The organism is Streptomyces sp. VRA16 Mangrove soil (assembly GCF_017377775.1).
Classification (GTDB): Bacteria; Actinomycetota; Actinomycetes; order Streptomycetales; family Streptomycetaceae; genus Streptomyces.
Genome location: NZ_JAFVLN010000001.1, coordinates 432,935 through 458,136, shown reverse-complemented (window position 1 = coordinate 458,136; position 25,202 = coordinate 432,935). Strand labels below are relative to the sequence as shown.

Genomic DNA, 25,202 nt, shown 5'->3' with positions numbered 1-25,202 from the left:
CAGGTGGGGCGGGGTGTGCGGCAGGCGGCGGGAATGTGCCAGACCGGAAACCGCCACGGCGTCGCGGGAACGGAACCGGCGGGCGGCCGGGCCGAGTTGCCGCCGGACCGTCCGGGACGGCCGGCGCGGCATGGCGACCGGATGAACCGCGGACCGCGCCCGGCACGGACGCGGGACGTGACCCGTTCCGGTCGGGTACACCTCACACGCCCCCTGACATCCGGAGGACGAGGATGACGACGCAGACCGACCGCGGCGCCGACGCCGTACCCGCGCAGCCGATGCCCGCCGCGTTCATCGGCCACGGCAGTCCCATGAACGCGCTGGAGCAGAACCGCTACACCACCGCGTGGCGGGCGTTCGGCGCCGCGGTGCCCCGGCCGCGCGCGATCCTCGTGGTGTCGGCGCACTGGTACATCAACGCGACCGCCGTCACCGCCATGCCCAGGCCGCGCACCATCCACGACTTCTACGGTTTCCCGCAGGAGTTGTTCGACGTGCAGTACCCGGCACCCGGCCTGCCCGGTCTCGTCGACGAGGTCAGCGAGGCCGTCAAGCCGACCTGGGTGGGTGCCGACGCGGACAGCTGGGGCATCGACCACGGCTCCTGGTCGGTGCTGCGCCACGCCTTTCCCGGGGCGGACATCCCCGTGGTGCAGCTGAGCATCAACGCCGACAAGCCGTTGGACTACCACTTCGACCTCGGTACCAGGCTGGCCGCGCTGCGCGACAGCGGCGTCCTCGTCCTCGGCAGCGGCAACGTGGTCCACAACCTGCGCGGCATCGACCCGGGGCTGCCACAGTCGGGCTTCGACTGGGCGCAGCGCTTCGACGAGAGCGCGAGGGACCTGATGCTCGGTGACCCGGGCGCCGCCGTGGGCCTGCGCGAGCACCGCGACTACGGCAGCGCCGTACCCACGCCCGACCATTTCGTCCCGCTGCTCTATCTCGCGGGTCTCGCCGCGGCCTCGGGACACGGCACGGACGTCCTGGTCGACGGCTACAGCTTCGGTTCGCTGTCGATGACCGCGTACACGCTCGACCTGGACTGCCCGGACGCCGGCCGGGGCGACGGGCCCGCGGCGCAGCTTCCCGAGGGAGTGCCCGCCGACGGCACCAACACCTGAGCCCGGTCCCGCGGTGCGCCGCACGGGCATGTCGTGGCTGAGGCTCGCGTCCCCGGTGAACTTCGGGCACGAGACCAACGATCCGGTGCGGCTCGTCGTCGCGCTCGCGGCCACCGACTCCGGTGCGCACACGACGGCCATGGGCGCGCTGGCCCGGCTCCTCGCCGACCCCGGCGCCTCGGCGGCGCTCGACCGGGCCGCCACGCCCGAGGACGTCCGGCGGATCCTGGCGGGCGACGACTCCACCGCGCCGGACGCCCCGGCACCCGGAACGCCCGCGGCGCCGGCCGCGGCTGGGACCCCGGGGCCGGGCGGGCGGCGCTGCTGCCGCCCGAGGACCGGCCGGAGCAGCACGACGAGGCGGCGCCCGGCGGGACCCCGGTCTCTCGTACGTACGCGAAGATCGCCCCGCCCGCGGGGGCGCCGACGCCGCCGCCCCCGCCGCAGGACTGATCAGACGGCCCCCGCCGGCCCGGTGCCCGTCGTCCGGCCGAAGGCGAGCAGGGCCATGTCGTCGTCGCGCTCGCCGTGCGACCAGTCGGCGACGGCCGCCGCCACGGTATGCAACAGGGCGCCGGGGGTGGCCCGTTCGGCCCGGGGCAGGCCGGTCAGGTCACGGGCCGGGTCGAAGAAGGCGCCCGTCCTGTCCCGGGCCTCGGTCACGCCGTCGGTGAGCAGCAGGACGAGCGCGCCGGGCGGCAGCGGGTGCTCCGCGACGGCCGTCCCGTCCGGCCCGGCCACGAGCGGGCCGAGGCCGAGCGGCAACCCCGGTGCGCCGTACGGGAGTTCGCGCACGGCGCCGTCCGGCGCGAAGACGTACGGGGCCGGGTGGCCGCGGCTGAGCAGGCGAAGCCGGTCCGGTGCGGCGGCGGGCAGTTCGGCGAGGACCGCGGTCGCGAACCCCTCCCGGCCCTCCTCGCCGCCGCGCCGTTCGGCCTCCAGGGATGCCGCCTCGTCCATCCGTGCCGCGACCTCGGCCAGGTCCTGCACCCGCACGGCGGCCTCCCGGAACGCGCCGAGCAGGATCGCCACGAGCCCGACCGCGCCGAGCCCCTTGCCGCGCACGTCACCGACGACGAACCGCACACCCCAGGGCGTGGCGAGCGCCGCGTAGAAGTCGCCGCCGACCCGGGTCCCGCCCCGCGCGGCGCGGTAGGCGACGGCCACCGGGGCGCCCGCGAGGCGGGACGGCGGCGTGGGCAGCACCGCGCGCTGCGCCGCCTCGGCGATCTCCCGGGCGGCGGCGAGCCGGCTGCCGTAGCGGCCGCGCAGCCGGTTGGCCGCGACGCCGACGCCGCCCGCCACGAGCACGTTCAGCGCGTCGACGTACTCGTGGCCCTCGTGCTCCGTGCCGCGCACGACCGTGATCAGCAGCTCCAGGGTGAGGGCCGCGGCGGCGACCGCCAGGGTGCCGCGCAGCGGCAGCACCACGCCGGCGGCGACGCAGGCGAGGGTGAGGAGCGGGGTCGCGCGCACCTCGGCCGGTGTCGACAGCTCCAGGATCAGCGCGGCGACCATCACCGCCCACGGCACACAGCGCAGCCACAGGGGTGCGCGCTGCGCCGTCCCGTCCATCGAGGGTGTCCTTTCCGTGGAGTGCCGCCGTCGGCCGCCCATCGCAACACGCTCCATGGCCGGAGCACGTCTCACCGCCGACCGGGGCCGGGGAGTTCACTCCGAAGGACGCCCGCGCGGTCGGGGCCCTCACCTGGGAAGTCAGCCCGTTTGTGCGCTGCGTCTCATCTCTTTGGCGCGGTTTGACATTAGTGAGTCTTATGAACCATAAAGGGAGTGCTTTGGTTCAAGCTTCACTGACTGTAGGTGCCTCACGATGTCTGTTGCCGGCATAACCGCCTGGCAGGAATGGCGTGCCGACCGGCACCGCTCCGTCACCGCCGCCACGGGCAACCTCGCCCTGGTCGAGACCCGCTGGCTGCCCGCCGGTGAGACCCCGGACCTCGACGCCGCCCGCGCGGACGTCCCCACGACCGTCACGGTGACCGCCCTGGAGCGCACCGACATGGTCACCGGCGCCCCGGAGCACGGCCTGCGTTTCTGGGACGCCGAGTCCCCCGCGATCCGGGCCTTCGACCGCGTCGACACCTACGCGTACGACCCGGCCTGGGTCGTCGACGCCACCTACACGCCGGTCGAGGGCGCCCGTACCGTCGCCTTCGAGCACCTCCGGGACAACGGCGGGACCCGCGAGAAGGTCGTCCCCGGCGACATCGCCGTGACGCTCGACGGCACCGACTACACGCTCTCCGCGTTCGACGACGACGGCACGCTGCTGCTGGTCTTCGGCGACCCGACGAACGGGACCGACACCTACGGCGCCGGGCGCTTCCTCTTCGTCGAGCACACCGGTGAGGGCCGGGTCCGCCTCGACTTCAACCGGGCCTTCGTGCCCCCGTGCGGCTTCTCCGATCAGTACAACTGTCCGATGCCGCCGCGCCAGAACCGGCTGCATCTGCCCGTCGAGGCGGGCGAGAAGCTCCCGGTCCTGCGCGGCGGCGCCGCCGGCACCGCGCACTGATCACGTTCCCGCACCCCTGCACCCCTGCAGCCCTTCTTCGTAAGGCCCTGTCATGACGCTCCCCAAGAAGCCCCTGTTCGCCGGCGTGCTCACCGTCGCCCTCGCCGTCACGCTCGCCGCCTGCGGCGGTGGCGGCTCGAACTCCGCCGCCGGCAACGGCAGCTACGACAAGAACGCCACCGTCAACGTCGGTTCCCTCTACGAGCCCCAGAACCTGGACAACACCGCGGGCGGCGGCCAGGGCGTGACCGAGGCGCTCAACGGCAACGTCTACGAGGGCCTGTTCCGGCTCACCGACGACGGCAAGGTCGACAAGCTCCTCGCCGACGCCTACAAGGTCAGTGGCGACGGTCTCACCTACACCTTCACCCTGCGCGACGGCGTGAAGTTCCACAGCGGCAAGACCCTCACCAGCGAGGACGTCAAGTACAGCCTGGAGAAGGTGATCGCGAAGGACTCGCAGTCCGCGCGCAAGTCCAACCTCGAGGTCATCAAGGGCATCGCCACCCCCGACGCGAAGACCGTCAAGGTCACGCTGTCGCAGAAGTCGATCTCCTTCGTCTACAACCTCTCCTACGTCTGGATCATCAACTCCGACGCGAAGAACCTCAAGACGACGGAGGACGGCACCGGCCCCTACAAGCTGAACAAGTGGACCCGGGGCTCGGCGCTCAGCCTCGACCGGTTCAGCGGCTACTGGGGTTCCGACGCCAAGAACAAGCAGGTCGTCTTCCACTACTACAAGGACGCGACCGCCCTCAACAACGCGCTCCTGACGAACGCCGTCGACGTCGTCACCAGCGAGCAGTCGCCGGACGCCCTCGACCAGTTCAAGTCGAACCAGAACTACAAGGTCAACGACGGCGACTCGACGACCAAGCTGCTGCTCGCCTTCAACGACAAGGCCAAGCCGTTCACGGACGTCAAGGTCCGCCAGGCCGTCTCCGCCGCGATCGACGACAAGAAGCTGCTCGAGTCCGTCTGGGGTGGCTACGGCAAGGAGATCGGGTCGATGGTGCCGCCCACCGACCCCTGGTACGAGGACCTGACGGACGTCAACGCGTACAACGTCTCCGCGGCGAAGAAGCTGCTCAAGGAGGCGGGCTACGCGAAGGGCTTCAGCTTCACGCTGGACACCCCGAACTACGACCCGCACCCGACGGCCGCGACCTTCATCAAGTCGCAGCTCGCCAAGGTCGGCATCACCGTCAAGATCAACACGATCACGCCCGACGAGTGGTACACGAAGGTCTACAAGAACCACGACTTCACGGCCACGCTCCAGGAGCACGTCAACGACCGCGACCTGGTCTGGTACGGCAACCCCGACTTCTACTGGGGCTACGACGACAAGCAGGTCCAGGACTGGGTGGCGAAGGCCGAGCAGGCGTCGTCGACGGCCGAGCAGACCGAACTCCTGAAGAAGGTCAACCGCAAGACCGCCGAGGACGCGGCGAGCGACTGGCTGTACCTGTATCCGCAGATCGTCGTCGCGAACACGAAGCTGTCGGGCTACCCGCTCAACGGCCTCAACTCGCAGTTCTTCGCGTACGACATCAAGAAGAGCAGCTGACGCCGCGGCCATGCTGAGATACGTCCTGCGGAGACTGGTGTTCCTGCTGGTCTCCCTCGTCCTCGCGTCCGTCGTGCTGTTCGTGCTCCTGCGGATGCTGCCCGGCGACCCGGCGAACGCGCTCACCTCGGTGGGCGCCTCGCCGGAGCAGATCGCCGCGGCCCGGCACTCCATCGGTTCCGACAAGCCGCTGCCCGAGCAGTTCACGCACTGGATCGGGCAGTTGGTGAGCGGTGACCTGGGGACGTCCTTCGTGTCGTCCCTGCCGGTGGGGCCCGAGGTCTCGCAGCGGCTGAACGTCACCGTGCCACTGACGCTGTCCGCGTTCGTGCTCGCCGTGCTGGTCGCCGTGCCGGCCGGGTTCGTGGCCGCGTACAAGAAGCACACCTGGTACGGGGCGCTGCTCAGCGGCGTCTCCCAACTGGGCATCGCCGTCCCGGTGTTCTGGCTCGGCATGATCCTCATCGCCGTCTTCGCGCTGAACGCGGGCTGGCTGCCCTCGGGCGGCTTCCCGCAGGACGGCTGGGACGACCCGGCCGAGGCCGTACGGTCGCTGGTCCTGCCCGTCGTCACCGTGGCCCTGGTGATGTCGGCGTCGCTCATCCGGTACGTCCGGTCGGCGACGCTCGACGTGCTGGGCAGCGAGTATCTGCGGACGGCGCGGGCGCTCGGGTCCTCCTTCGGGCGGGCCATGTGGCGGCACGGGCTGCGCAACGCGTCCGTGCCCGTCATCTCGGTCCTCGGCATCGAACTCGCCTCCACGCTGCTCGGCGCGGTGGTCGTCGAGTCCGTGTACGCGCTGCCCGGCCTCGGCTCGATGCTGGCGACCGGGATCGCTCAGCACGACTACCCCGTGATCCAGGGCGTGCTGTTCGTCTCGACGTTCGGGGTGCTGATCATCGGGTTCCTCGCGGACCTCGTGCAGCGGATCGTGGATCCGCGGCTGCGGGGCCGGCTGTCCGGAGGTGGGGTCCGATGAGGCGCAGGACCTCTCCGACGCTGTGGACCGGTGGCGTGCTCGCCGGGCTCGTCGCCCTGCTGGCGCTGGTCTCGCTGTTCTGGCTGCCGTTCGACAGCGACGACACGTCCGGCGGTCGGCTCGCGGGGCCCGGTGGCGGGCATCTGCTCGGCACCGACAAGCTCGGCCGTGATCTGTTCACGCAGCTCATGACCGGGTCACGGATCGCTCTGGAGGCCGGCCTGGGCGCGGTGGCGATCGCCGCCGTGCTCGGCGTGAGCCTCGGGGTGCTCGCGGCGTTCGCGCAGGGCTGGTTCGACGACACGCTCTCGGCGCTGCTCGACATCCTGATCGCGTTCCCGACGCTGCTGCTCGCGATGCTGATCGTGGCCGCGCGCTCGGCGACGCTCGGTTCGGCGATCCTGGCGATCGGCCTCGCGCAGAGCGCGGTCGTGGCCCGGCTGACCCGGATCCTGGTCAAGCGGGTGCTCGCGCAGGACTACATCACGGCCTCGCGCACCTCGGGCACGTCGTGGCCGCGGATCGTCGCCGGGCACGTGCTGCCCAACATCTGGCCGACGCTCGTGGTGAACCTGGCGCTGCAGTTCGGGCTCGCGGTGCTCGCGGAGGCCGGTCTGTCGTACCTGGGTCTCGGGGCGCCGCCGCCCAACGCGTCGTGGGGCCGGATGCTCCAGGAGGCCCAGGCCACGTTCACGACGGCGCCCGCGGGCGCGCTGGCCCCGGGCATCCTGCTGGTGCTCCTGGTGATCGGCGTGAACCTGATCGCGGACGGCCTGCGGGACGTCCTCGACCCGACCGCACGGAAGGGAAGGGCCGGAGCATGAGCGAACCGCTGCTGTCCGTGTCCGGGCTGACGATCCGTACGGCCGAGGGGCGCGTGCTCGTCTCGGACCTCGGCTTCGACGTGGCGCGGGGTGAACGCCTCGGCATCATCGGTGAGTCCGGCTCGGGCAAGTCCCTGACGACGCTGGCGGTCCTCGGGCTGCTGCCCGCGGGCATGACGGTGTCGGGCGACATCGACCTCGACGGCACCCCGATCGTCGGCGCGAGCGAGAAGACGCTCATCGGGGTGCGCGGCCGGAGCGCGGCCGTCGTCTTCCAGGAGCCGCTGACCGCCCTGGACCCGCTGATGCGCGTGGGCCGGCAGATCGCCGAACCGCTGCGCAGGCGGCGGGGGCTGAAGGGCGGGGCCCTGCGGACCGCGGTGACGGAGCTCCTGGAGCAGGTGCGGCTGCCCGAACCCGGCCGGATCGCCCGCGCGTTCCCGCACGAGATCTCCGGCGGCCAGCGCCAGCGCGTCGCCCTCGCGATGGCGCTCGCCTGCGATCCGGCGCTGCTCGTCGCGGACGAGCCGACGACGGCGCTCGACGTCACGGTGCAGGCCGAGATGCTGGAGCTGATCGACGGTCTGGTGCGCGAGCGCGGCATGGCCGTGGTCTTCGTCAGTCACGATCTCGCGGTGGTCGCGAAGGTGACGGACCGGGTGCTCGTGATGAAGGACGGGCGCGCCGTCGAGACGGGCGCGGTCGCCGATGTCGTACGGGCGCCGCGCGAGGCGTACACCAAGGCGCTGGTGGACAGCGCACGGCAGTTGGAAGCGGCGCTGGAGTTCGGAGGTGCGCGATGACGGCGCAGACGGTGCCGGTACTGGAACTGGACGCGGTGTCGTACGCGTACCGGGGCGCCGCGGCCCCCGTCGTCACGGACGTGTCGGTGGCCGTCGAGGCCGGACGGAGTCTGGCCCTGGTCGGTGAGTCAGGCGCGGGCAAGACGACCCTGCTGCGCATGCTGCTCGGCCTGGCCCGCCCCACGGACGGTGAGGTCCGCTTCGACGGGAGCGCGCTCCGGCGGCGCGACCGGGCACAGATGCGGGCGTTCCGGCGCAGTGTGCAGTGCGTCTTCCAGGACCCGTACGCGTCGTTGGACCCGCGCCGTCGGGTGCGGGGGATCGTGGCCGAGCCGCTGCGCTCGCTCGGTGTCGCGACGGGCGCCGAGGCCGACCGCCGGGTGGCCGAGGCGCTGGAGCGGGTGGGGCTGCCGGGCGACGCCGGGAACCGCTTCGCGCACGAGTTCTCCGGCGGCCAGCGCCAGCGCATCGCCATCGCGCGGGCGACCGTGTGCGACCCCCGGGTGCTGCTCGCCGACGAACCGGTGTCGGCGCTCGACGTCACGACCCGCGTCCAGGTCGTCGACCTGCTGGCCGAGCTGAAGGAGACCGCGGGCCTGACGGTGGTGATGGTCTCGCACGACCTGTCCGTGGTGGCGGCCCTGTGCGAGCGCACCGCGGTCCTGGAGCACGGCCGGGTGGTGGAGTCGGGCGAGACCTCGGCCGTGCTGGGTTCTCCCGAGCACGCCTACACGCGGCGGTTGTTGTCGAGTGTGCCGCGGTTGCCGGGGGCGGCGGCCTGAGGCGTCGCCTTCACTCCGCGAACCGCTCCGCCCGGAAGTCCTTGAGCAGGACGTGGCGCTCGCCGTCCACGATCTCCGCGGCGAGCAGCCGGCCGACGACCGGGCCGAGGGTGATGCCGCTGTGGGTGACGGCCTCGTAGTAGCCGGGGACGTCCGGCACCGCTCCCACGGAGGGGAATCCGTCGACGGGTACGGGCCGGTGGGCGATCCGGGTGCGGGTGATGCGGGCGGCGCCGAGTGCGGGTACGACCTGCCGGGCCGCCGTGTGCAGGTGCCGTGCGAGGTCCGCCGGTGCGGCGCCGCTGTCGATGAGGGCGTCGGTCTCGCGGCTGTGGAGCACGACGGACGTGTCGCCGTCGGGGCGGATCTCGACGTGCGGCGCGTGCATGGCCCGGTGGACCGGCACCCGGTCGCAGTGCAGGCGGGTGACGGCGCCGGGTTCCCTGCGCATCGGCAGGTCGCGTGCGACGAACCCGGCGACGCGGGTGGCGTGGGGGCCCGCCGCGTTCACGACGGCGTCGACGTCGAGGCGGCTCCCGTCGGCCAGGTGGACGCCGCGTACGCTCCCGTCCGCGCCGGTGACGATCGCGTCGGCCGCGGTGTCGCGGCGGAGTTCGGCGCCGGACGCGACGGCCTCCTCGACCAGGCTGCCGACGAGTCGGCGGCCGTGCACCCACGCCTCGTCCGGGTAGTGCAGCACGGGCGTCCCGTCGGGCACGTCGACGGCGGGTTCGAGGCGGCGGCGCACGTCGGCGCCCGTGAGCGTCTCGACCCGGTAGCCCCGGTCGGCGAGCAGTTCGGCCGTCCTCAGGTGCGCGGCCTGCGCATCGGGGTCGTCCGCCCAGCGCAGATGGCCGCTCGGATGCCACCACGCGCCGGGCCCGACGGCCGCGGCGAGCGCGCGGTGCTCGGCCATGCCCGCGATGTTCAGCTCGTAATAGGCCCTGCTCACCGTCTTGTTGGAGGCGTTGACCCACGAGAAGGACCAGTCGGTGACGCCTTCGCCCGGCCGCCCCGCGTCGACGAGGACGACGCGGACGCCGCGCCGGGCCAGGTTCCAGCCCGTACTGGCGCCGAGGACGCCCACGCCGATGACGGCTACGCGCTTCGGCCGTTCGCCGGATCCGGTGCTCACCTGTGCCCCTCTCGGTCGGCCTCCTCGGGCTCGCCGCCGCCGGGCCGGTCGACCGGTCGCGGCAGGGCCCGCGCCTTCGCCCGCATCTCCGCGGCCGCCACCGTGCGCAGGGTGTCGAGCAGTTCGGCCGCGCGCATCCAGTTCTCCCTTGCCCGTTCCGTGTCGCCCGACTCCACCTGCACGGTGGCCAGATGGTCGAGGACGCCCGCCTGGCTGTAGTCGTCGAGGAGTTCGGCGAACAGTGCCCGTGATCTCTCGTAGCCGGCGACGGCCGCGTCGAGGTCGCCGAGTCCCTGGCGGGCGTAGCCGATCCCCTGCCAGGCTCCCGCCTCGAACCGCAGGTCGCCGACCTCGCGCAGCAGGGGTATCGCCTCCTCGCAGGTGTCGATCGCCTCCTGGTACGCGCCGAGGTGGGCGAGCACCCAGCCCACGTTGCTCAGTCCGCTCGCGATGCCGTCGAGTCGTCCCGCCTCCCGGTGCAGGGCAAGGTTCGTACGGGCGTGGCGCAGGGCCTCGTCGAAGCGGCCCTCGCGGATGCGGAAGAAGCCGATCTCCCGCTCCAGGCGGGCCCGTGTGTCCGGCGGCAGCTCCGCCAGCTGCGCCAGCATGAGGTCGATCACCTCGTCGGCCTCGGCGACGCGTCCGGTCTCGATGAGGCTTCTGGCCAGCACCGAACGGATCTTCCCGACGGACACCCCGTCGTCGAGCGCGAGCGCCGCGTCGAGGCCGAGGCGTGCCATCTCGGTCTCCTCGGACCAGCGGCCCGACGTCACGTTGTGGCTGACCCACTCCAGGGTGAGGCGCACGCGGTGCTCCAGCAGGCGCGGGTCGTCGGTGGCGCGCGCGGCGGCGCCCACGGTCGACTCCTCCTGGCGGAACCAGTCCAGCGCCTCGGCGCGGTTGTCGAGCGCGACCTCGACGACTCCGTCGACGGGCGGCACGTCCGGTTCGGGGACGAGGTGGGCGACGAACTCGTTCGCGCGGTGCGCGTTGTGGGACAGGTAGTCGAGGAGGCGGGCGCGGGCGGCCGGGGCGTCGTCACGTTCCTGGGCGAGGAGTTCGCGGGCGTATTCGCGGACCAGGTCGTGCAGGACGTAGCGGCCGTCGGCGTCCCGGGACAGCAGGCTGGCCGCGGTGAGCTCCCGCAGGTGGCGGCGGGCCACCGGCAGGGGCACACCCGCGAGGGACGCGGCGGCTTCGGCGGAGACCGTCGGCCCGGGGTGGACCGACAGGTGCCGGAAGAGCCGGGCGGTGTCCGGGGTGAGCGCCCGGTAGGACCAGGAGAAGACGGCGCGGACGTCGACGCGCCGGTCGTCCGTCGAGAGCGCGTCGAGCCGGGGCCGCGTCTGCCTCAACTCCCGGACGCCTAGGGCGAGTCGCATCTTGGGCTCGGCGCTCAACTGGGCGCCCACCACGGCGATCGCCAGGGGCAGGTTCCCGCACAGTTCGGCGAGTTCGGCGACGGCCTCAGGTTCCGCCCGGCAGCGCTCCTCGCCGATCCGGGCCTCCAGGGCGGCCCGCGCCTCCGCCGGTGTCCACACGTCGAGCCGGAACATCGCGGCGCCCTCCACCGCCGCGAGTCCGGAGAGCTGGTCCCGTGAGGTGACCAGGGTCAGACTGCCGGCGGAGGCCGGCAGCAGGGGCCGCACCTGCGCGGAGTCACCTGCGTTGTCGAGGACGACGACGAGGCGCAGGGCCGCGGTCCGCTGCCGGAACAGCGCGGCACGCTCCTCCGTGCCGGCGGGCAGGTCGCTGCTGGGCACGCCCAGGGCGCGGAGGAATCCGCCGAGGGCCTCGCCGGGGTCGAGGGGCGGCCCCGACGGGTCGAACCCGCGCAGATTCACGTACAGCTGGCCGTCCGGGAAGCGGTCCGCGACCTGGTGCGCCCAGTGCACGGCGAGCGCCGTCTTGCCCACGCCCGCCATGCCGCCGATCGCGCAGACGACGACGTGTCCGCCGTCGGCGGCGACCTGGTCGGTGACGCCCCGGGCCGCGGTCAGCGCGTCCGTGCGCCCGCGGAACACCACGAGATCCGGGGGCAGTTGGCGGGGCGCGCCGGTCCGCGGCGCGCCCGCGGGGGCCGTAGCCCGCTGCACGAAGCGGCGCCGCGCCTCCTCGTCCAGGCCGAGCGCGTCGAGCAGCTCGCCCAGTGTGTTCTGGCGGGGCAGGCTCTTGCCCCGCTCCATGTCGCTGATGGCCCGGACGCTGACCCCGGACGCCTCGGCGAGCCCTTCCAGGGTCAGCAGGGAGCGCTGTCGCGCCTCGCGCAACAGAAGGCCGAACGTGCTCTTGTCCATCCCCACCCAGCCAGGCACCGCGCCGGCCCGCTCCCACGAGCCACCGCCACTGCGGAAAAACGTAAAAGTAACAGTTCTGGATCGACCGTTCCTGTTCCTGCCGCCGGTACGGCGTGAACTCGCCCCTGCCGGAGGGCGAGCGACCGCCCGCGGCTGCGCACGCGGGCTCACCGGCTGAGACGCCGTGCCGGTGTGCGGCGCTCTGCGGATACCTTGTGCCCGCCGGAACTGGGCACCGGCCGGAGGTGGGGATGGAGACAGGGACGTCGTTCGGCGCACTGCTGCGTGAGGCGCGGCAGCATTCCTTGCTGACTTTGGAGGGCCTCGCGGAGACGTCCGGGGTCAGTGCCCGCGCCATCAGCGACATGGAGCGGGGCAGGAGCCTGCCGCGGCGGGCGACGCTGGGCGAGCTGCTGGACGCGCTCGGCCTGGACGAGGAGGCGCGACGCCGCATGACCAAGGCGGCGTCGGCGCGCCGGCCCGCGTCCGCGCCCCGCCAACTGCCGCCCGATCTGGCCCTGTTCCGCGGCCGCCGCCAGGCGCTGGCGACGGTGCACGGTGTCGTGTCACCGGTCGTGGAGGGGGCCGGGCCCGGCGTGATCGCGGCGATCGGCGGCATGGCGGGCGTCGGCAAGACGACGTTGGCGGTGCACTGGGCGCACCAGGTCGCGGACCGGTTCCCGGACGGCCAGCTGTACGTGAATCTGCGCGGGTTCGAGGACACCCGGCGGCCGCTGGATCCGAACGAGGCGCTCGGTACCTTCCTCACCGCGCTCGGCACGCCCAGCGGGGAGCTGCCGCGCGCCACCGACGAGCGCAGTGCCCTGTTCCGGCAGCTGACGGTGTCGAAGCGGCTGATCGTGCTGCTGGACAACGCGCGCGACGCCGAGCAGGTCAGGCCGCTGCTGCCCGCCTCCGCGGCGTCCCTGACCATCGTGACGTCCCGCAACCGGCTCTCGGGGCTCGCCGCGACCGAGGGCGCCACGCTGATCGGTCTCGACGTGTGGGGGCGGGACGAGGCGGTGACGGCGCTGGCCGCGCGGATCGGCGGCGAGCGGTGCCGCGCCGAACCCGAGGCGGCCGTGGACCTGGTGGAGTTGTGCGGGCGGCTGCCGCTGGCGGTCGCCGTGATCGGTGCCCAGTTGAGCGCGAGCCCGGAGCTGTCGCTGCGGCGGGCGGTGCGTGAGCTGGCGGAGGCACGGCTCGACGCGCTGTCGGCGGACGACCGGCGCGCGGACGTCCGGGCCGTCTTCTCCTGGTCGTACCGGGCCCTGCCCGCCGCGACGGCACGGGTCTTCCGGCACGTGGCACTGCACCCGGGACCGGCCACGTCCGTGGAGGCCGCGGCCTCGCTCGTGGGGATCGAGGTGGCGCCGGTCCGTCGCCATCTGCGGGAGCTGACCGCCGCGAGCCTGCTCGCGCAGGACGCGGACGGCCGGTACGTCCTGCACGACCTGGTGCGCGCGTACGGTGTCGAGCTCGTCGAGCAGGAGGGGGACGACCGGACGGCCGCCGAGATGAGGCTTTTGGACTATCTGCGCCACAACGCTTACACGGCGGGGCTTTTCGTGTCCCGCTACAAGGACGATCCGCCGGGCGCGGCGGCCGAGGGCGTGGCCCGTGTCGTGGTCGGCAGCCGCGCCGAGGCCCTGGACTGGTACGCCCGGGAGGAGTCGACGACGGCCGCGGCACTGCGGCATCTGGCCGATCCGCGGCTGCGGCGCCATCTTCTCGATCTCGCCCTGGAGTGGGTGGGCTACAACGCGGTGGCGGGCCGCTGGACCGAGTTGATCGCTGCGCAGGGCGTCGCGCTGGAGGCGGCGCTCGCCCTCGACGACCCGACGGGTGTGGTCAGGAGTTGCGCGAATCTGGGGCGCGCGCTGATCGAGCTGGGGCACCCGGACGACGCCGACGAACCGACCGCCGTTCTCCTCGCGCATCTGCCCCGGCTGCCCGCCGCCCTGCGGGCGCGCGCCGAGCTGAACGTCGGCTGGCTGCGTGACCGTCAGGACCGCCTCGTGGAGTCGTGTGCGCACGCGCGCAACGCCCTGGCGCTCTACCGGTCGCTCGACGCACCGGACAAGGTCGGGCGCGCCCTGGCCGACCTCGGCTGGGTCCTCGCCCGGCTGGGCGAGCACCGGCAGGCCATCGCCACCTGCGAGGAGGCCGTCCCTCTGCTGCGCGCGGCCGGTGACCGGCGGTTCGAGGCGGCCGTCTGGCAGGCCCTGGGGGTCGCCCGGCAGGGTCTCGGTGAACTCGATGCGGCCGTCGACGCGTACGAGGCCTCGTTGCGGCTGTTCGGCGAGGTGCTCGACGACTACGGCCGGGCCGAGGTCTGGGACCTGCTGGCGTCCGCTCTTCTGGAGCGCGGGGACACGGCGCGGGCGCGGGCCGGCTGGCTGCGGTCGGCGGAGCTGCTCGGTGCCCTGCGGGTCGCGCGCGCCGCGCAGATGCGGGCCAAGGCCGAGGCGCTGTCCGGGCCCGACGTGTGAGGCGGGGCCTCAGTCCAGGGCCCGCAGCGCACCGGCGACGGCGGACTCCAGGAAGGCCCGGTCGGCGCGGGCGTTGCTCATGACGTGCAGTCCCTGGACGAAGGTGGTGAGGAAGCGGGCCAGTTCCACCGGGCTGTGCCCGCCGCCCAGTTCGCCGCGGGCCCGTGCCTGTTCCAGCGCGCCGGTCAGTACGGACTCCACCGCGGCCATGGTCTCTTCGACCCGCTGCGCCGTCGGGCCGTGGTCGGTGCGTTCGGTCGCCGCCCTGACGAGCAGGCAGCCCCGCTCCGGATCGTCGAGACCGGCCGCGACCACGTCCGTGAGGAACGTGTGCAGCGCGGTCCTGACGTCCGCGCCGGTGTTCATGCCCCGGTCGAGCTCCGCGACGAGCTCGTCGCAGTGGCGTGCGAGGGCCCTCGCGTACAAACCGTCCTTCGAGCCGAAGGCCGCATAGAGGCTGCCGCTGCCGATGCCCAGCAGGGCCATCACCTGGGGCATGGGGGTGCCGTGGTAGCTCTGCCTGCGGAACAGACGCATGGCCCGCCCCACCGCCACGTCGGTGTCGAACTCACGGCGACGCGCCACGTCGGCTTCCTTTCCTCGGTGCGGTTCGCCGTCAACGGTGACAGGGCGGCCGTCCGCGCGCATGAGTCGATCGACTGCCCCGCTCTGCGCGTGGGCCCGGGTGGTTCAGGGCATCGCGGCGACTTCGAGCACGGCGGCGGTGAACGCGGCGGGCTGTTCCTGGGGCAGGTTGTGCCCCGCGCCGGGGACGATGTGGTGGGTCCACGGCCCGGCGAAGTGCGGTGCGTAGCCGCTGCCGTCGGTGGGCGGGAGGACGCCGTCGTCGCTGCCGTCGAGGGTGACGGCGGGGACGGTGATCTTCGGCTGCTCCAGCAGGCGGCGCTCCAGTTCGTCGTACGCCGGATCGCCCGGGGCGAGGCCCAGGCGGTGGCGGTAGCCGTGGATCACGACATCGACGTAATCGGGATTGCTCCACAGTGTCGCCGTCTGCGCGAACTCGGCCTCGGTGAAACGCCATTGGGGCGAGTTGCGGTGCCAGACGACGCGGGCCAGGTCCTCGCGATTGCGTTGCAGTCCCTTTCGGCCGCGTTCGGTGGCGAAGTAGAAGAAGTACCAGTAGCCCTCCTCCTGTCGGGCGGCCAGCGGGTTCTGTGCGGTGGCGAGGTTCTGGATCAGATAGCCGTTCACGGAGACGAGGCCGGTGCAGCGCTCGGGCCACAGGGCGGCGGCGACGTCACCGGCGCGGCCGCCCCAGTCGTACCCGGCGAACAGGGCCCGGGGGATGTCCAGCGCGTCCATGAACGCGAGGAGGTCCGCGCCGAGCGCCGCCTGCTGGCCGGACCTGACGGTGTTCGCGTTCAGGAAGCGGGTCTCTCCGTGGCCGCGCAGATAGGGGATGTAGCAGCGGTGCCCGCGGCGGGCGAGCGCGGGCGCCACCTCGGCGTAGGAGCCGACCGGGCTGAACGGCCAGCCGTGCAGGAGGAGTACGGGCCGGCCCCGCGCCGGGCCGACGGCGTGGTAGGCGATGTCGAGGACGTCGGTGCGCACGTGGCGCACCGGGCCGAGGCCGGTGTGGGGGTCGGTGACGTTCATGGTGGTCATGGCGTTCATCGGGCCTCCGTGGTGAGGGCGATCTCTTTGGGGAGACCGGCGAGTTCGCCGGGCTTCGCATCGGGTGACACACCGAGCATACGTGTGCGCAACACAATGCCACATGTGCACACCCGCACTGCGAGCGATCCGATGAACGTATCCCGTACCCGTCTGTGTTCACCGCCCGTTGGGGCCGCGCCGACCACGCCCTGTTCCGGCCGTCACCGACGGGCCGGAACGGCACACCTACGCGGTCGTGCGCGTCCTGTCCGCGAATCCGGCGGCCACGATGGAGCAGATCGCCGAGGCGGCGGGGGTCGCGCGGACCACGGTGCACCGGCGGTTCACCTCGCGCGACGCGCTGATCAGGGCGCTGTCCGCGTGGGCGACGCAGCGGTTCCACGACGCCGTCCAGGCCGCCCGGCCGACCACGGCGCCGCCCGCCGTCGCGCTGTACCAGGTCACGGCGAACGTGCTGCGCGTGAAGATCGGCTGGGGTTTCGCGATGGGCGTCCTGCCGACCGACGACCCGAACGTGGCACGGGTGCACGACGACGTTCTGGTCCAGTGCGAGCAGCTCTTCGCGCGCGTCCGCGACGCCGGGCTGCTGCCCGCCGACGCCGATCTGGGCTGGGTCCGACGGGTCTACTACGCACTCATCCACGAGGCCGCGCTTCAGGCGCCGGACTCCGACGCCGACATGGACGCCCTGGCCACACGGGTTGTCGACACGTTGCTGCACGGGGTCGGCGCCAAGGGCTCCGCCTGAGCCGCCCGGCCTGCGTCACACCGTGACCTTCTTGCACCTGGCGCGTACGCACCGAGGCCGACCGTGCCGTACCCGCAGCCGATGCCGCTGACTTCGCTCCCCGGCGCGTGCTCCGCGTAGGCGATCACCGAGGACCTCGACGTCCCTGCCTCCGCGCAGCGTCTGACGGCGCGCAGGATCCAGGCCCACGGCTTTCGGGACCGCCGCCTCGCCCCCCGCTACCGTCTCGCACACCCGGCGCGTCCCAGACGTCATCGACCAGGCCGTCCGCGCCACCGTGCGCACACCCTGCACATGTCCGAAACTCACACGTTTCTCGTGCGCCATCGAGAAACGTGTGAGAGGGTCGGTTCCGCATCGCGCATGTCTCGCGCACTTCACTCCTCCTTGCGAAGGGAATCGCATCGTGCAGGCCCAACCCCCCGCCGGAAGGCGGTCGTTGGTCGCAGCACTGGTCACCGTGCTGGGAGCAGTCCTCCTGAGCGTCGTACCGACCGTGCCCGCGTCCGCCGACGACCCCGCGGCGGGCTCCCAGCCCGGTGAGACCAACTGGGCTTCTCTCGACGGTGGTTACCGGCTGCCGAAGACCGTCGACACCCCCGCGCAGGCCGTCGCTCCGACCGGCGGCAACACCTACGTGGTCGAGCGCACGGCCACCGACACGCTCGTCGTCGGCCGGTCCCACAAGGAGTCGGGCACGACGACCTACACGGCCGCCACCGACTTCTCCGCCACGGCTGGCGCCGCGACCTCGCCGAGCGCCCCGAGCGCCGTCGGTCTTCGGGACGGCGTCGTCGTCGCCCACCGCGGCGCGTCGGACAACCGCGTCTACGTCACCTGGGACGTCGGCCGCTCCCCCGGGGACTTCGTGCCGTGGGTGCCGCTGGCCGGAACCACGAGCGGCGACGTCAAGACGATCGGGACGCCGACGATGACGGTGCTCGACGGCCGGCTCGTCTTCGCCTGGACGACCCCGGACAACACCGTCGACATCATGTTCGGCTCGATCGAGAACGGCGCGTTCGACGCCGACGACCACCCGACGGAGATCGCGGGGTCGACCACGTCCAGCTCGCCCGGCATCGCGGCGTTCGGCGACGGCCTGTGGCTGGTGCGGCGCGACGCGGACAGCAGGATCGAGTACACCAGCAGCATCGACGCGCCCCCGTACTGGCGCTTCCACGACTGGAAGGTGATCCCCGACTCGCCCGCCATCAGCGGGCGTCCGGTGATCGCGGCCTCGGGCAAGGTCATGCAGGTGGGCGCGATCGGCACCACCACGCTGGCCGACGGCGGCCGTACTCTCTACCGGGTCAACCGCGGCACGACGCTGGCCGAGGACGGCTGGAACGAGCACCCGGCGTGGACCACCGATCCACAGGGCCAGCACTCTCCGTCGGCGCCCGGTCTCTACATCGGCGGCGACGGTGTCATCTCCTCGGTCGTACGGCAGCCGACGGGCGGTGTCACCACGTCGGCGAAGCAGGCGCTGAGCGCCGCGGCGGCCGCGGGTACGGACACGGAGGCGATCGGCAAGGACGTCCAGGCCAACGCCCCGGCGGTCACCCCGCGCGACCTCGGCGACGTTCCCCTCGTCTCCTGGAACATGCAGGGCGCCGCGGACGGCACCGACGCGGCCAAGTGGACCGTGTCCGTCGCCCGGCTGGCCCGGCAGTCCCCGATCGTGGCGCTCCAGGAGGCCGGCCCCAGCTATCCCGTCCGGCCGCCCAACACCGAGTTCAACGTCTACGACGTCGGCGGCAACCACGTCATCGACGGCCTGGAGCCGGGGCTCCAGGTGACGACGCGGAACCTCGCGAACCCGGAGTACAACGCCAGTTTCGAAAGACTTCCGGCGGCCCAGGTGCCGGACCCGAGCACGGGACTGGACGGGCTCGGCCGGATCGTGACCCACACCCAGTGGCACATCGGCTCCGGTGACACCGCCCTCAACCGGGACGTCTACTTCCTGCACACCGACGCGTACCGTCGCGACGGACGGACCACGTACCGGGGCGGCCGGGTCAACCTCGCCTTCGTGACGGAGCGGGCGGCCGACGAGGTCGCCGCCATCGCCAGCCCGCAGGGCGGCACGGCACGGGCCACACTGGGCCTGCGGTTCGGCGACACCTGGTACTTCAACCTGCACGCCCTCTCGGGCGGTGGTGCCGACGCGGGCCTGATCGTGCACGAGATCGCCGACTTCGTGTCCGGGCGCGCACGGGGCGAGAACTGGGTCGCCATGGGGGACTTCAACCGCACACCCGAAAGCCTCCAGCAGGGGTCCGTCACGCTGCCCGCGGGCGCCGCGATCTTCCGCAACGGCCTGTCGACCCAGCGCAGCGGCAACGAACTGGACTACTTCGTCAGCTCCGGCGCCGTGAACGGGGTACAGGTCAACCGTCTGACGAACCCCGAGCTCCCGCTCAGCGACCCCGCGCGCAGTTACCCCAGCGACCACGCGCCGGTCGCCCTCGGTGCGCTGCGGGCCGCCGCGGAACGGGTGCCCGTCTTCGACGGCAACCGAGCGCTGGAGAACATGCTCGCGGGCGGTGTGCTCACCGGCGGCAGCGACACGATCGCGACGACGACGGTCCGCGACCACACGCCGCCGCAGAGCACCAGCGTACTCATGTGGCCCGACGGCTCCGTCCGGCTCGGCAACCTCTCGGGCTGCCTAGGGACCGCCGACCCCGCGGTGGTCGGGAGCGTCGTGGTGACGGGTGACTGCACCGACGGCACGAACCAGCGCTGGTTCCCGCAGTACATGGGGGACGGCGAGTTCCGGCTCATCAGCATGAACAACACCGGTCTGTGCATGGTCGGTGACACCCGCGGTGACCCGAAGGAGGAGGCCGAGTACGTCGTCCTGAAGGCATGTGCCTCCCCGAGCACCGCCGACGAACGGTGGATCTTCACACCGCAGAGCGGCTCCATCTCGGAGACCGCGGCCCCGGCCAACCTGTCCTACTCGCGCACGGGTTGGGCCACGCTGGAGAACCTTCACGTCGGCGGCGTCATGGACGTGATCGGGGACTCCACGGACAACAACGCCACCGTGGGCCAGTACGAGCGCAGGGGCGGCTCCAACCAGGGCTGGAACCTCGACTGGGTGTCCAGTGAGACCACGATGTTCCGGGGCACCCACAGCAACCGCTGTCTCGGTTTCCTCGGCGGCTCCACGGCACGGTCGAGTGATCTCACCGGTCAGCAACTGGTGGTCTCCGACTGCGAAGCCGGTCGGGCGAGCCAGGAATGGCGTGCCGTCCAGTTGGAGAACGACCTGGTGAACTGGCAGAGCGTCGCCGACCCGAGCCAGTGCATCGATGTCGCGGGAGCGCCCACCGACCCGGACGTGGGCAACCTGATCCTGTATCCGTGCGGGGACGGCCTCAACCAGCAGTGGCTGTTCACCCCGTACGACCCGACCGGAACACCATCGCTGCCCCAGGAGTGGGTGGACCTGTGACGAAGCGCCTGCCGCGGCCGGGTCTCCCCGGTCGCGGCAGGCGTGCTTCCTACGGCAGGCGCACGAAGAATTCGTTGCCGTCGGGGTCGAGAAAAAGGGTCCGGCCGCCGGCGTCCTGGCCGGTGCGCCGGGCTCCGAGCGAGACCAGACGGTCCATCTCCGCCTCCCGGTCCGCGGCCTCGGCCGGGAGCACCAGCTCGAAGGAGATCCTGTTCGTGCCCTCCTTCGGCGCGACGGGAGGGCCGCCCCACGTGATCTTCGTGCCGCCGTCCGGTGACTGGATCGCGGTCTCCTCGTCCTGGTCCCACACGAGGGGCCAGCCGAGGGCCGCGCTCCAGAAGTAGCCGACCTCCTGCGTGCCGTCACAGGCCAGGGCCCCGATGAAACCGGTGTCGGCGAGGAACTTGTTGCCCGCCTCGATGACGCACAACTCGTTGCCGTCCGGGTCGGCGAGCACCACGTGCCCCTCTTCCGGGCGCTGGCCGACGTCGATGTGCCGGCCGCCGAGCTCCAGGGCCCTGGCCACCGTCCGCTCCTGGTCCTCCGGGGAGGCGCTCGTCAGGTCGAAGTGCGCCCGGTTCTGGACGGTCTTCGGCTCGTGACCCGGCAGGAAGCGCAGCCGGAATCCGGTGCCGCCGGGGGGCAGCAGCACGACGCCGCCGTCCGGTCCTTCGCCGGGTCCGCCGTCCGGCTCCCATCCCAGGAGCCCGGACCAGAACCGGGCCAGGTCCGCGGGTCGGGGCGCGTTGAAGCAGATGGCGAACAGGCGGCTGGTCATGTCCGTTGCGTCTCCGGTCCTTCGGCAGTCGGGACGGCCGCATGCCGTCCCCGAAGGCGCAGCCTAGGTGCGCAGGTGCGGGCCTCGCATCCGTGTTTCCGTCACGGCGTCTACGGCGTCTCCCGGCGGTGCGGATGCGCGGGGAACACGCCCAGGACGCGTACCTCGGTGGAGAAGAACCGCAGTTCGTGCAGGGCGAGGGCGACACGCTCGTCGTCGGGGTGCCCCTCGATCTCGACGTAGAAACGGCTGGCGTTGAGGCCCGCACCCATCTGGTAGCTCTCGATCTTGGTGAGGTTGACCCCGCTGCTGGAGAACCCGCCGAGCGCCTTGTACAGGGCGCTCGGGATGTTGCGCACGCTGAAGAAGAGGCTGGTCATGGTCGGTTGTCCGTCGGCGGGAGGCTGGCCGGGGTCCCGGGACAGGACGACGAACCGCGTCGTGTTGTCCGGGTCGTCCTCGACGCCGGCGCGCAGCACCTGGAGGCCGTGCAGGCCGGCCGCGGCGGGCGGGGCGAGCGCCGCGTGCCGCGGGTCGTTCAGCTCGGCCACCTCACGTGCGGCCCCGGCCGTGTCGTCGCTGACGAGAGTGCGCCAGCCGCCCTCGCGCACGATCTTGCGGCACTGGCCGAGGGCGTGCACGTGGCTGCGTACGCACTCCACCTGGTCCAGGGTGGTGCCGGGTACGCCCATGAGGTCGAAGCGGATCGCGTGGAAGTACTCAGCGACGATGAACAGGCCCGACTCCGGCAGGAGATGGTGCACGTCCGCGACGCGGCCCGCCGCGGAGTTGTCCACCGGAATCACGGCGACGTCTGCGGCACCCAGCGTCACCGCGTCCAGGGCCTGCTCGAAACTCGTGCAGGGCAGATCGGCGCTGTCGGGGAAGAGGGCACGCGCCACGGTCGCCGAGTTGGAGCCGAGTTCACCCTGATATGCAACGGTTGTCACCGCTTTGAGCCTTTCCAGGTGGTCCTGTGGTAGGGCGGCAGGAGCTCGGTCGCGTACCGCACCAGCTGAAGTATCGGTGCACTCCCCCGCATCGGGCACATCCGCCTGTCCGAACCTTGGTGCCATCGCGCCGTCTCGGACAGCGTGGCGGGAACATACGGTGGCGGGGGAGCCGGACGCACACGTACCGCGAGGCCCGGCTGGAGCACACCTACGAGGTCGTTCGCCTCGGCGAGGTGTTCTCCGGACCCGACCTGAGCACCACCGCCGGGGCGCTGCCCGGCGCCCCGGCGGCCGATTTCGACTGATCACTTCTCTTGGAGGAACCCATGTCCGCGTCCGTATCCAGCCATCGGGCGATCGAGCGTCTCATCGCCCGCTACGCCGAGCTCGTCGACGACGGTGACTTCGCCGGGATCGGCGAGCTGCTCGCCGACGCCCGTTTCCTCGGCAGCGGCGGGGCCGTGACCGGGGGTGAGGCGATCGAGCGGATGCTGCGGGACACGGTGATCGTCCACGCCGACGGCACCCCGCGCACCCACCACGCGGTCAGCAACATGTCGGTCGACGTCGACGAGCAGGCGGGCACGGCGGCCGCCCGCTCGTACGTCACGGTGCTGCAGGCGCTGCCCGGCCTGCCGCTGCAGCCGGTCGCCGCGGGGCGGTACCACGACCGGTTCGCCCGCCGCGGCGGGCGGTGGTGCTTCGTGGAGCGGCGGGTGGAGATCCGGCTGGTCGGCGACGTGAGCCACCACCTGCGTCGGACCTCCGGGCCGTGACGGACCGGCGCCGTTCCTACGGTCGCGCCTCCGTCGTGCGGTAGCGCACCGGCAGCGACAGCACCCCGCGCACCATCCCGACCGGGAACCAGTCGAGGGTGTCGGCCGGGACGGCCAGTTCGAGGTGCGGGACGCGGGTGAGCAGGGCGTGCAGCGCGATCCGGGCCTCCAGGCGGGCGAGCGGGGCGCCCAGGCAGTGGTGGATGCCGTGGCCGAAGGCCAGGTGCCGGGCCGCGGGGCGGGTGACGTCGAGCACGTCCGGGTCGCCGCCGTCGGGCTGCGGCAGGGCCCGGGACGCGGAGCCGAGGGCCACGGCGACGACACCGCCCCGGGGAATGCGGACACCGCCCAGTTCCAGGTCCTCGGCGGCGTAGCGGTTCGTGGTGCGTTCGACGGAGGTGTCGTAGCGCAGGAACTCCTCGACCGCCTGCGGCAGCAGCTCCACGTTGTCGCGCAACAGCTTGAGCTGGTCGGGGTGTTGCAGGAGCGCCAGGACAGCGTTGCCGAGGAGATTGACGGTGGTCTCGTGTCCTGCGACGACCAACAGCAGCGCGGTGCCGGCGAGTTCGTCCTGGGAGAGGCGGCCGTCGTCCTCGTCCCGGGCGGCCACCAGGGCCGACAGCAGGTCGTCGCCGGGGGCGCGCCGCTTGTCGTCGACGAGCGCACGGAGGAATCCGTGCAGGCTCGCGATGGCCGCGGCGTACTCCGGGTGGCCCGTCTGGAACGCGAGGGCGGTCCAGCGCCGGAAGTCGTGCCGGTCCCCCTCGGGGATGCCGAGCAGTTCGGCGATCACGGTGACGGGCAGCGGCGCGGTGAAGGACTCCACCAGGTCGGTCTCGCCCTCCGGCGGGAGGGCGTCGATCAGCGTGTGCGCGATCCCGGTGATGCGCGATTCGAGGGCGGCGGTGCGCTTGGGCGAGAAGGCTCCGGACACCAGACGGCGCAGTCTGGTGTGCTCGGGCGGGTCCGATTCCAGCATCTGGGCACCGAACCCGGTGCCACGCTTGTGCCCGAGGAATCCCGCGGCCTCCAGCATCTTCTCGGCCGGGCGCGGATCCTTGAGCAGCGCCGGATGCGTGAGCGCCGTACGGGCGACGTCGGGGTCGACGACGACCCAGCCGGTGAGTCCGGGGAAGAACTGCGCCGCGTGCACGGGTCCTTCGGCGCGCAACCGAGCGAACTGCCGTACGGCGTCGGCCTTGAACTCCGGGCCCATGACCACGAGGTCGTCGGACGCCGCGCCCGCTCGGGGCTGCTGGGGCATGTTCATGTGGGTGCCTCGTTCTGAAGACTGAAGTCCGGACAACAGAGAAGAGCGCCGACCGGTGAGCCTCTGTGAGTATTCGTCATGTCTGCCCGGTCCGGGGCGACTTCGGGGGTTCGGTACGGCATACATGTGAGATGTGTGTCACATGAGCAGTCGCTCAAGGTCGGACTGCGCGTACGGGCACCGCACCCGGCGCCGTACCGCTCGTCGCTGCGGCGCCTCGCACGGTGACACCCTACGCCACACATGTGTGGCTGATGGCGACCTACGTGTGTTGCCGACGGCTTGTTCAGTCGGTGCGACCGTCATGTGACCGATGCGGGCGTCCCGCCCGGGCCGAAGAGTGAGGGGAAGCAAGTGACCGTCGCCTCACGGCCTCACGAGGGAGAACCCGCCATGCACCGTGACCAGTGGCCCCTGCGGGCACAGTCGGCGTCCGAGCATGTGCCGGCGCTGCTCCTGGACGTCGATCAGATGCTCGACGAGTTCACCCGGCTCCCGTTGCAGGCGAGGTTCCGTTTCGACCCGGCGCTGCCCGCGGTGATCACCGTCGAGTTCCTGCCGGAGCGCGGTCCGAGCCTCGTGTGGCGCATCGGCCGCGAGCTGCTGCACGAGGGGCTGACGGAGATGAGCGGCATCGGGGAGGTACGGATGTGGCCGACCCTGCCCGGCGGACCGCCCTCGTCCTGGCTGCTGCTCGAATCGCCCGAGGTGGAGGCCCTGTTCGAGCTGCCCACCGAGCGACTGGCCGACTGGCTCGCGGCCACCTACCTGATCGCGTCGGCCGAGGCGGAGCTGGACGGCCTGAACTGGGACGGCTTCCTGCGGGACCTTCTCGACGCTCCTGAGCCCCCTCCGGAATGACACCTCCCCGCCGACCACACCCGCCCACAGACACCAGTCGCGCTGCGCATCACCTGCCGGAGTAGTGACGCATGGGACGCGCGGGAAAGACCTGACCCAGCAGACCGGCCACCGGCCGCGTGGCGCACACGTACGCCTTCCGGGCCCCGATGACGACTCAC

General features: G+C 72.2%; 21 protein-coding genes and 1 pseudogene. 14 read left to right on the top strand and 8 right to left on the bottom strand.

Annotation, left to right across the window (positions count from 1 at the left end):
* Nucleotides 1-233: 233 nt before the first annotated feature.
* Both ygiD and J3486_RS45100 read left to right on the top strand, forming a co-directional pair.
* On the top strand, nt 234-1,127 hold the full coding sequence (gene ygiD / locus J3486_RS01935) for a 4,5-DOPA dioxygenase extradiol (protein ID WP_229377338.1): 894 nt from the start codon (nt 234-236) through the stop codon (nt 1,125-1,127).
* A gap of 28 nt (nt 1,128-1,155) precedes the next feature.
* Nucleotides 1,156-1,299: pseudogene (locus tag J3486_RS45100) on the top strand (PTS sugar transporter subunit IIA); the annotation flags it as partial.
* Nucleotides 1,300-1,580: 281 nt separating this feature from the next.
* Here the strand turns inward: J3486_RS45100 and J3486_RS01925 are convergent.
* A complete protein-coding gene (locus J3486_RS01925) occupies nt 1,581-2,702 on the bottom strand; it encodes a PP2C family protein-serine/threonine phosphatase (protein WP_207818139.1) in 1,122 nt (373 codons plus the stop codon).
* Nucleotides 2,703-2,958: 256 nt separating this feature from the next.
* Here J3486_RS01925 and J3486_RS01920 point away from each other — a divergent pair, with 256 nt between their 5' ends.
* Genes J3486_RS01920 through J3486_RS01895 form a run of 6 tightly spaced genes read left to right on the top strand, consistent with a single transcriptional unit; the run spans nt 2,959 to nt 8,624 of the window.
* Nucleotides 2,959-3,663, top strand: coding sequence for a DUF1684 domain-containing protein (locus J3486_RS01920; protein WP_207818138.1), 705 nt, complete (start codon nt 2,959-2,961; stop codon nt 3,661-3,663).
* A 52-nt stretch (nt 3,664-3,715) separates the two neighbouring features.
* The gene (locus tag J3486_RS01915) at nt 3,716-5,236 is read left to right on the top strand and encodes an ABC transporter substrate-binding protein (protein WP_207818137.1); all 1,521 of its coding nucleotides are present in this window, start codon (nt 3,716-3,718) and stop codon (nt 5,234-5,236) included.
* Between the two features lie 10 nt (nt 5,237-5,246).
* Nucleotides 5,247-6,215, top strand: a complete 969-nt coding sequence (locus J3486_RS01910) for an ABC transporter permease (RefSeq protein WP_207818136.1) — start codon at nt 5,247-5,249, stop codon at nt 6,213-6,215.
* Nucleotides 6,212-7,039 carry an ABC transporter permease gene (locus J3486_RS01905; protein ID WP_207818135.1) on the top strand — a complete coding sequence of 276 codons (828 nt, stop codon included), beginning with the start codon at nt 6,212-6,214 and terminating at the stop codon, nt 7,037-7,039. Before J3486_RS01910 ends, J3486_RS01905 begins: the two co-directional genes overlap by 4 nt.
* Entirely contained in the window at nt 7,036-7,842 is an 807-nt protein-coding gene (locus tag J3486_RS01900; protein WP_207818134.1) for an ABC transporter ATP-binding protein, read from the top strand. The genes J3486_RS01905 and J3486_RS01900 overlap by 4 nt, the downstream gene beginning before the upstream one ends.
* Nucleotides 7,839-8,624, top strand: a complete 786-nt coding sequence (locus tag J3486_RS01895) for an ABC transporter ATP-binding protein (RefSeq protein ID WP_207818133.1) — start codon at nt 7,839-7,841, stop codon at nt 8,622-8,624. Before J3486_RS01900 ends, J3486_RS01895 begins: the two co-directional genes overlap by 4 nt.
* 10 nt (nt 8,625-8,634) lie before the next feature.
* Here J3486_RS01895 and J3486_RS01890 read toward each other — a convergent pair whose 3' ends face one another.
* Complete coding sequence (locus tag J3486_RS01890; protein WP_207818132.1) at nt 8,635-9,759, bottom strand: FAD-binding oxidoreductase; 1,125 nt, start codon at nt 9,757-9,759, stop codon at nt 8,635-8,637.
* Nucleotides 9,756-12,056, bottom strand: a complete 2,301-nt coding sequence (locus J3486_RS01885; RefSeq protein WP_207818131.1) for a tetratricopeptide repeat protein — start codon at nt 12,054-12,056, stop codon at nt 9,756-9,758. Before J3486_RS01885 ends, J3486_RS01890 begins: the two co-directional genes overlap by 4 nt.
* Before the next feature lie 251 nt (nt 12,057-12,307).
* Here J3486_RS01885 and J3486_RS01880 point away from each other — a divergent pair, with 251 nt between their 5' ends.
* Nucleotides 12,308-14,548, top strand: a complete 2,241-nt coding sequence (locus J3486_RS01880) for a tetratricopeptide repeat protein (protein ID WP_207818130.1) — start codon at nt 12,308-12,310, stop codon at nt 14,546-14,548.
* Between the two features lie 9 nt (nt 14,549-14,557).
* Here J3486_RS01880 and J3486_RS01875 read toward each other — a convergent pair whose 3' ends face one another.
* Together J3486_RS01875 and J3486_RS01870 are read right to left on the bottom strand one after the other, a co-directional pair.
* Nucleotides 14,558-15,133 carry a TetR/AcrR family transcriptional regulator gene (locus J3486_RS01875; protein WP_207818129.1) on the bottom strand — a complete coding sequence of 192 codons (576 nt, stop codon included), beginning with the start codon at nt 15,131-15,133 and terminating at the stop codon, nt 14,558-14,560.
* A 105-nt stretch (nt 15,134-15,238) separates the two neighbouring features.
* Nucleotides 15,239-16,183 (bottom strand): alpha/beta fold hydrolase, encoded by a 945-nt coding sequence (locus tag J3486_RS01870; RefSeq protein ID WP_207818128.1) that lies wholly within the window; start codon nt 16,181-16,183, stop codon nt 15,239-15,241.
* Between the two features lie 238 nt (nt 16,184-16,421).
* Between J3486_RS01870 and J3486_RS01865 the strand changes: the two genes are divergently transcribed.
* Together J3486_RS01865 and J3486_RS01860 are read left to right on the top strand one after the other, a co-directional pair.
* Nucleotides 16,422-16,934: a TetR/AcrR family transcriptional regulator gene (locus tag J3486_RS01865; protein ID WP_307804655.1), complete on the top strand. Its 513-nt coding sequence runs from the start codon at nt 16,422-16,424 to the stop codon at nt 16,932-16,934.
* A 439-nt stretch (nt 16,935-17,373) separates the two neighbouring features.
* Nucleotides 17,374-20,403 (top strand): ricin-type beta-trefoil lectin domain protein, encoded by a 3,030-nt coding sequence (locus J3486_RS01860; RefSeq protein ID WP_207818127.1) that lies wholly within the window; start codon nt 17,374-17,376, stop codon nt 20,401-20,403.
* 49 nt (nt 20,404-20,452) lie between these two features.
* On the opposite strand, the gene J3486_RS01855 is transcribed toward J3486_RS01860, so the two are convergent.
* Together J3486_RS01855 and J3486_RS01850 are read right to left on the bottom strand one after the other, a co-directional pair.
* Nucleotides 20,453-21,181, bottom strand: coding sequence for a VOC family protein (locus J3486_RS01855; RefSeq protein WP_207818126.1), 729 nt, complete (start codon nt 21,179-21,181; stop codon nt 20,453-20,455).
* 110 nt (nt 21,182-21,291) lie between these two features.
* A complete protein-coding gene (locus J3486_RS01850; protein ID WP_207818125.1) occupies nt 21,292-22,131 on the bottom strand; it encodes a prephenate dehydratase in 840 nt (279 codons plus the stop codon).
* A 119-nt stretch (nt 22,132-22,250) separates the two neighbouring features.
* On the opposite strand from J3486_RS01850, the gene J3486_RS01845 reads away from it, so the two are divergent.
* Nucleotides 22,251-22,439, top strand: coding sequence for a hypothetical protein (locus J3486_RS01845; protein WP_207818124.1), 189 nt, complete (start codon nt 22,251-22,253; stop codon nt 22,437-22,439).
* A gap of 21 nt (nt 22,440-22,460) precedes the next feature.
* Nucleotides 22,461-22,910 (top strand): nuclear transport factor 2 family protein, encoded by a 450-nt coding sequence (locus J3486_RS01840; protein WP_207818123.1) that lies wholly within the window; start codon nt 22,461-22,463, stop codon nt 22,908-22,910.
* A gap of 16 nt (nt 22,911-22,926) precedes the next feature.
* On the opposite strand, the gene J3486_RS01835 is transcribed toward J3486_RS01840, so the two are convergent.
* A complete protein-coding gene (locus J3486_RS01835) occupies nt 22,927-24,180 on the bottom strand; it encodes a cytochrome P450 (protein WP_229377334.1) in 1,254 nt (417 codons plus the stop codon).
* 393 nt (nt 24,181-24,573) lie between these two features.
* Between J3486_RS01835 and J3486_RS01830 the strand changes: the two genes are divergently transcribed.
* The gene (locus J3486_RS01830; protein WP_207818122.1) at nt 24,574-25,041 is read left to right on the top strand and encodes an SsgA family sporulation/cell division regulator; all 468 of its coding nucleotides are present in this window, start codon (nt 24,574-24,576) and stop codon (nt 25,039-25,041) included.
* Nucleotides 25,042-25,202: the final 161 nt, after the last annotated feature.

Bases quoted from the DNA above. Each gene is read 5' to 3' on its own strand.
- J3486_RS01915 (WP_207818137.1), top strand. From the start codon at position 3,716: ATGACGCTCCCCAAGAAGCCCCTGTTCGCCGGCGTGCTCACCGTCGCC.
- J3486_RS01920 (WP_207818138.1), top strand. From the start codon at position 2,959: ATGTCTGTTGCCGGCATAACCGCCTGGCAGGAATGGCGTGCCGACCGG.
- J3486_RS01855 (WP_207818126.1), bottom strand. From the start codon at position 21,181: ATGACCAGCCGCCTGTTCGCCATCTGCTTCAACGCGCCCCGACCCGCG.
- J3486_RS01905 (WP_207818135.1), top strand. From the start codon at position 6,212: ATGAGGCGCAGGACCTCTCCGACGCTGTGGACCGGTGGCGTGCTCGCC.
- J3486_RS01885 (WP_207818131.1), bottom strand. From the start codon at position 12,056: ATGGACAAGAGCACGTTCGGCCTTCTGTTGCGCGAGGCGCGACAGCGC.
- J3486_RS01925 (WP_207818139.1), bottom strand. From the start codon at position 2,702: ATGGACGGGACGGCGCAGCGCGCACCCCTGTGGCTGCGCTGTGTGCCG.
- J3486_RS01880 (WP_207818130.1), top strand. From the start codon at position 12,308: ATGGAGACAGGGACGTCGTTCGGCGCACTGCTGCGTGAGGCGCGGCAG.
- ygiD (WP_229377338.1), top strand. From the start codon at position 234: ATGACGACGCAGACCGACCGCGGCGCCGACGCCGTACCCGCGCAGCCG.
- J3486_RS01895 (WP_207818133.1), top strand. From the start codon at position 7,839: ATGACGGCGCAGACGGTGCCGGTACTGGAACTGGACGCGGTGTCGTAC.
- J3486_RS01830 (WP_207818122.1), top strand. From the start codon at position 24,574: ATGCACCGTGACCAGTGGCCCCTGCGGGCACAGTCGGCGTCCGAGCAT.
- J3486_RS01835 (WP_229377334.1), bottom strand. From the start codon at position 24,180: ATGAACATGCCCCAGCAGCCCCGAGCGGGCGCGGCGTCCGACGACCTC.
- J3486_RS01870 (WP_207818128.1), bottom strand. From the start codon at position 16,183: ATGAACGCCATGACCACCATGAACGTCACCGACCCCCACACCGGCCTC.
- J3486_RS01910 (WP_207818136.1), top strand. From the start codon at position 5,247: ATGCTGAGATACGTCCTGCGGAGACTGGTGTTCCTGCTGGTCTCCCTC.
- J3486_RS01840 (WP_207818123.1), top strand. From the start codon at position 22,461: ATGTCCGCGTCCGTATCCAGCCATCGGGCGATCGAGCGTCTCATCGCC.
- J3486_RS01900 (WP_207818134.1), top strand. From the start codon at position 7,036: ATGAGCGAACCGCTGCTGTCCGTGTCCGGGCTGACGATCCGTACGGCC.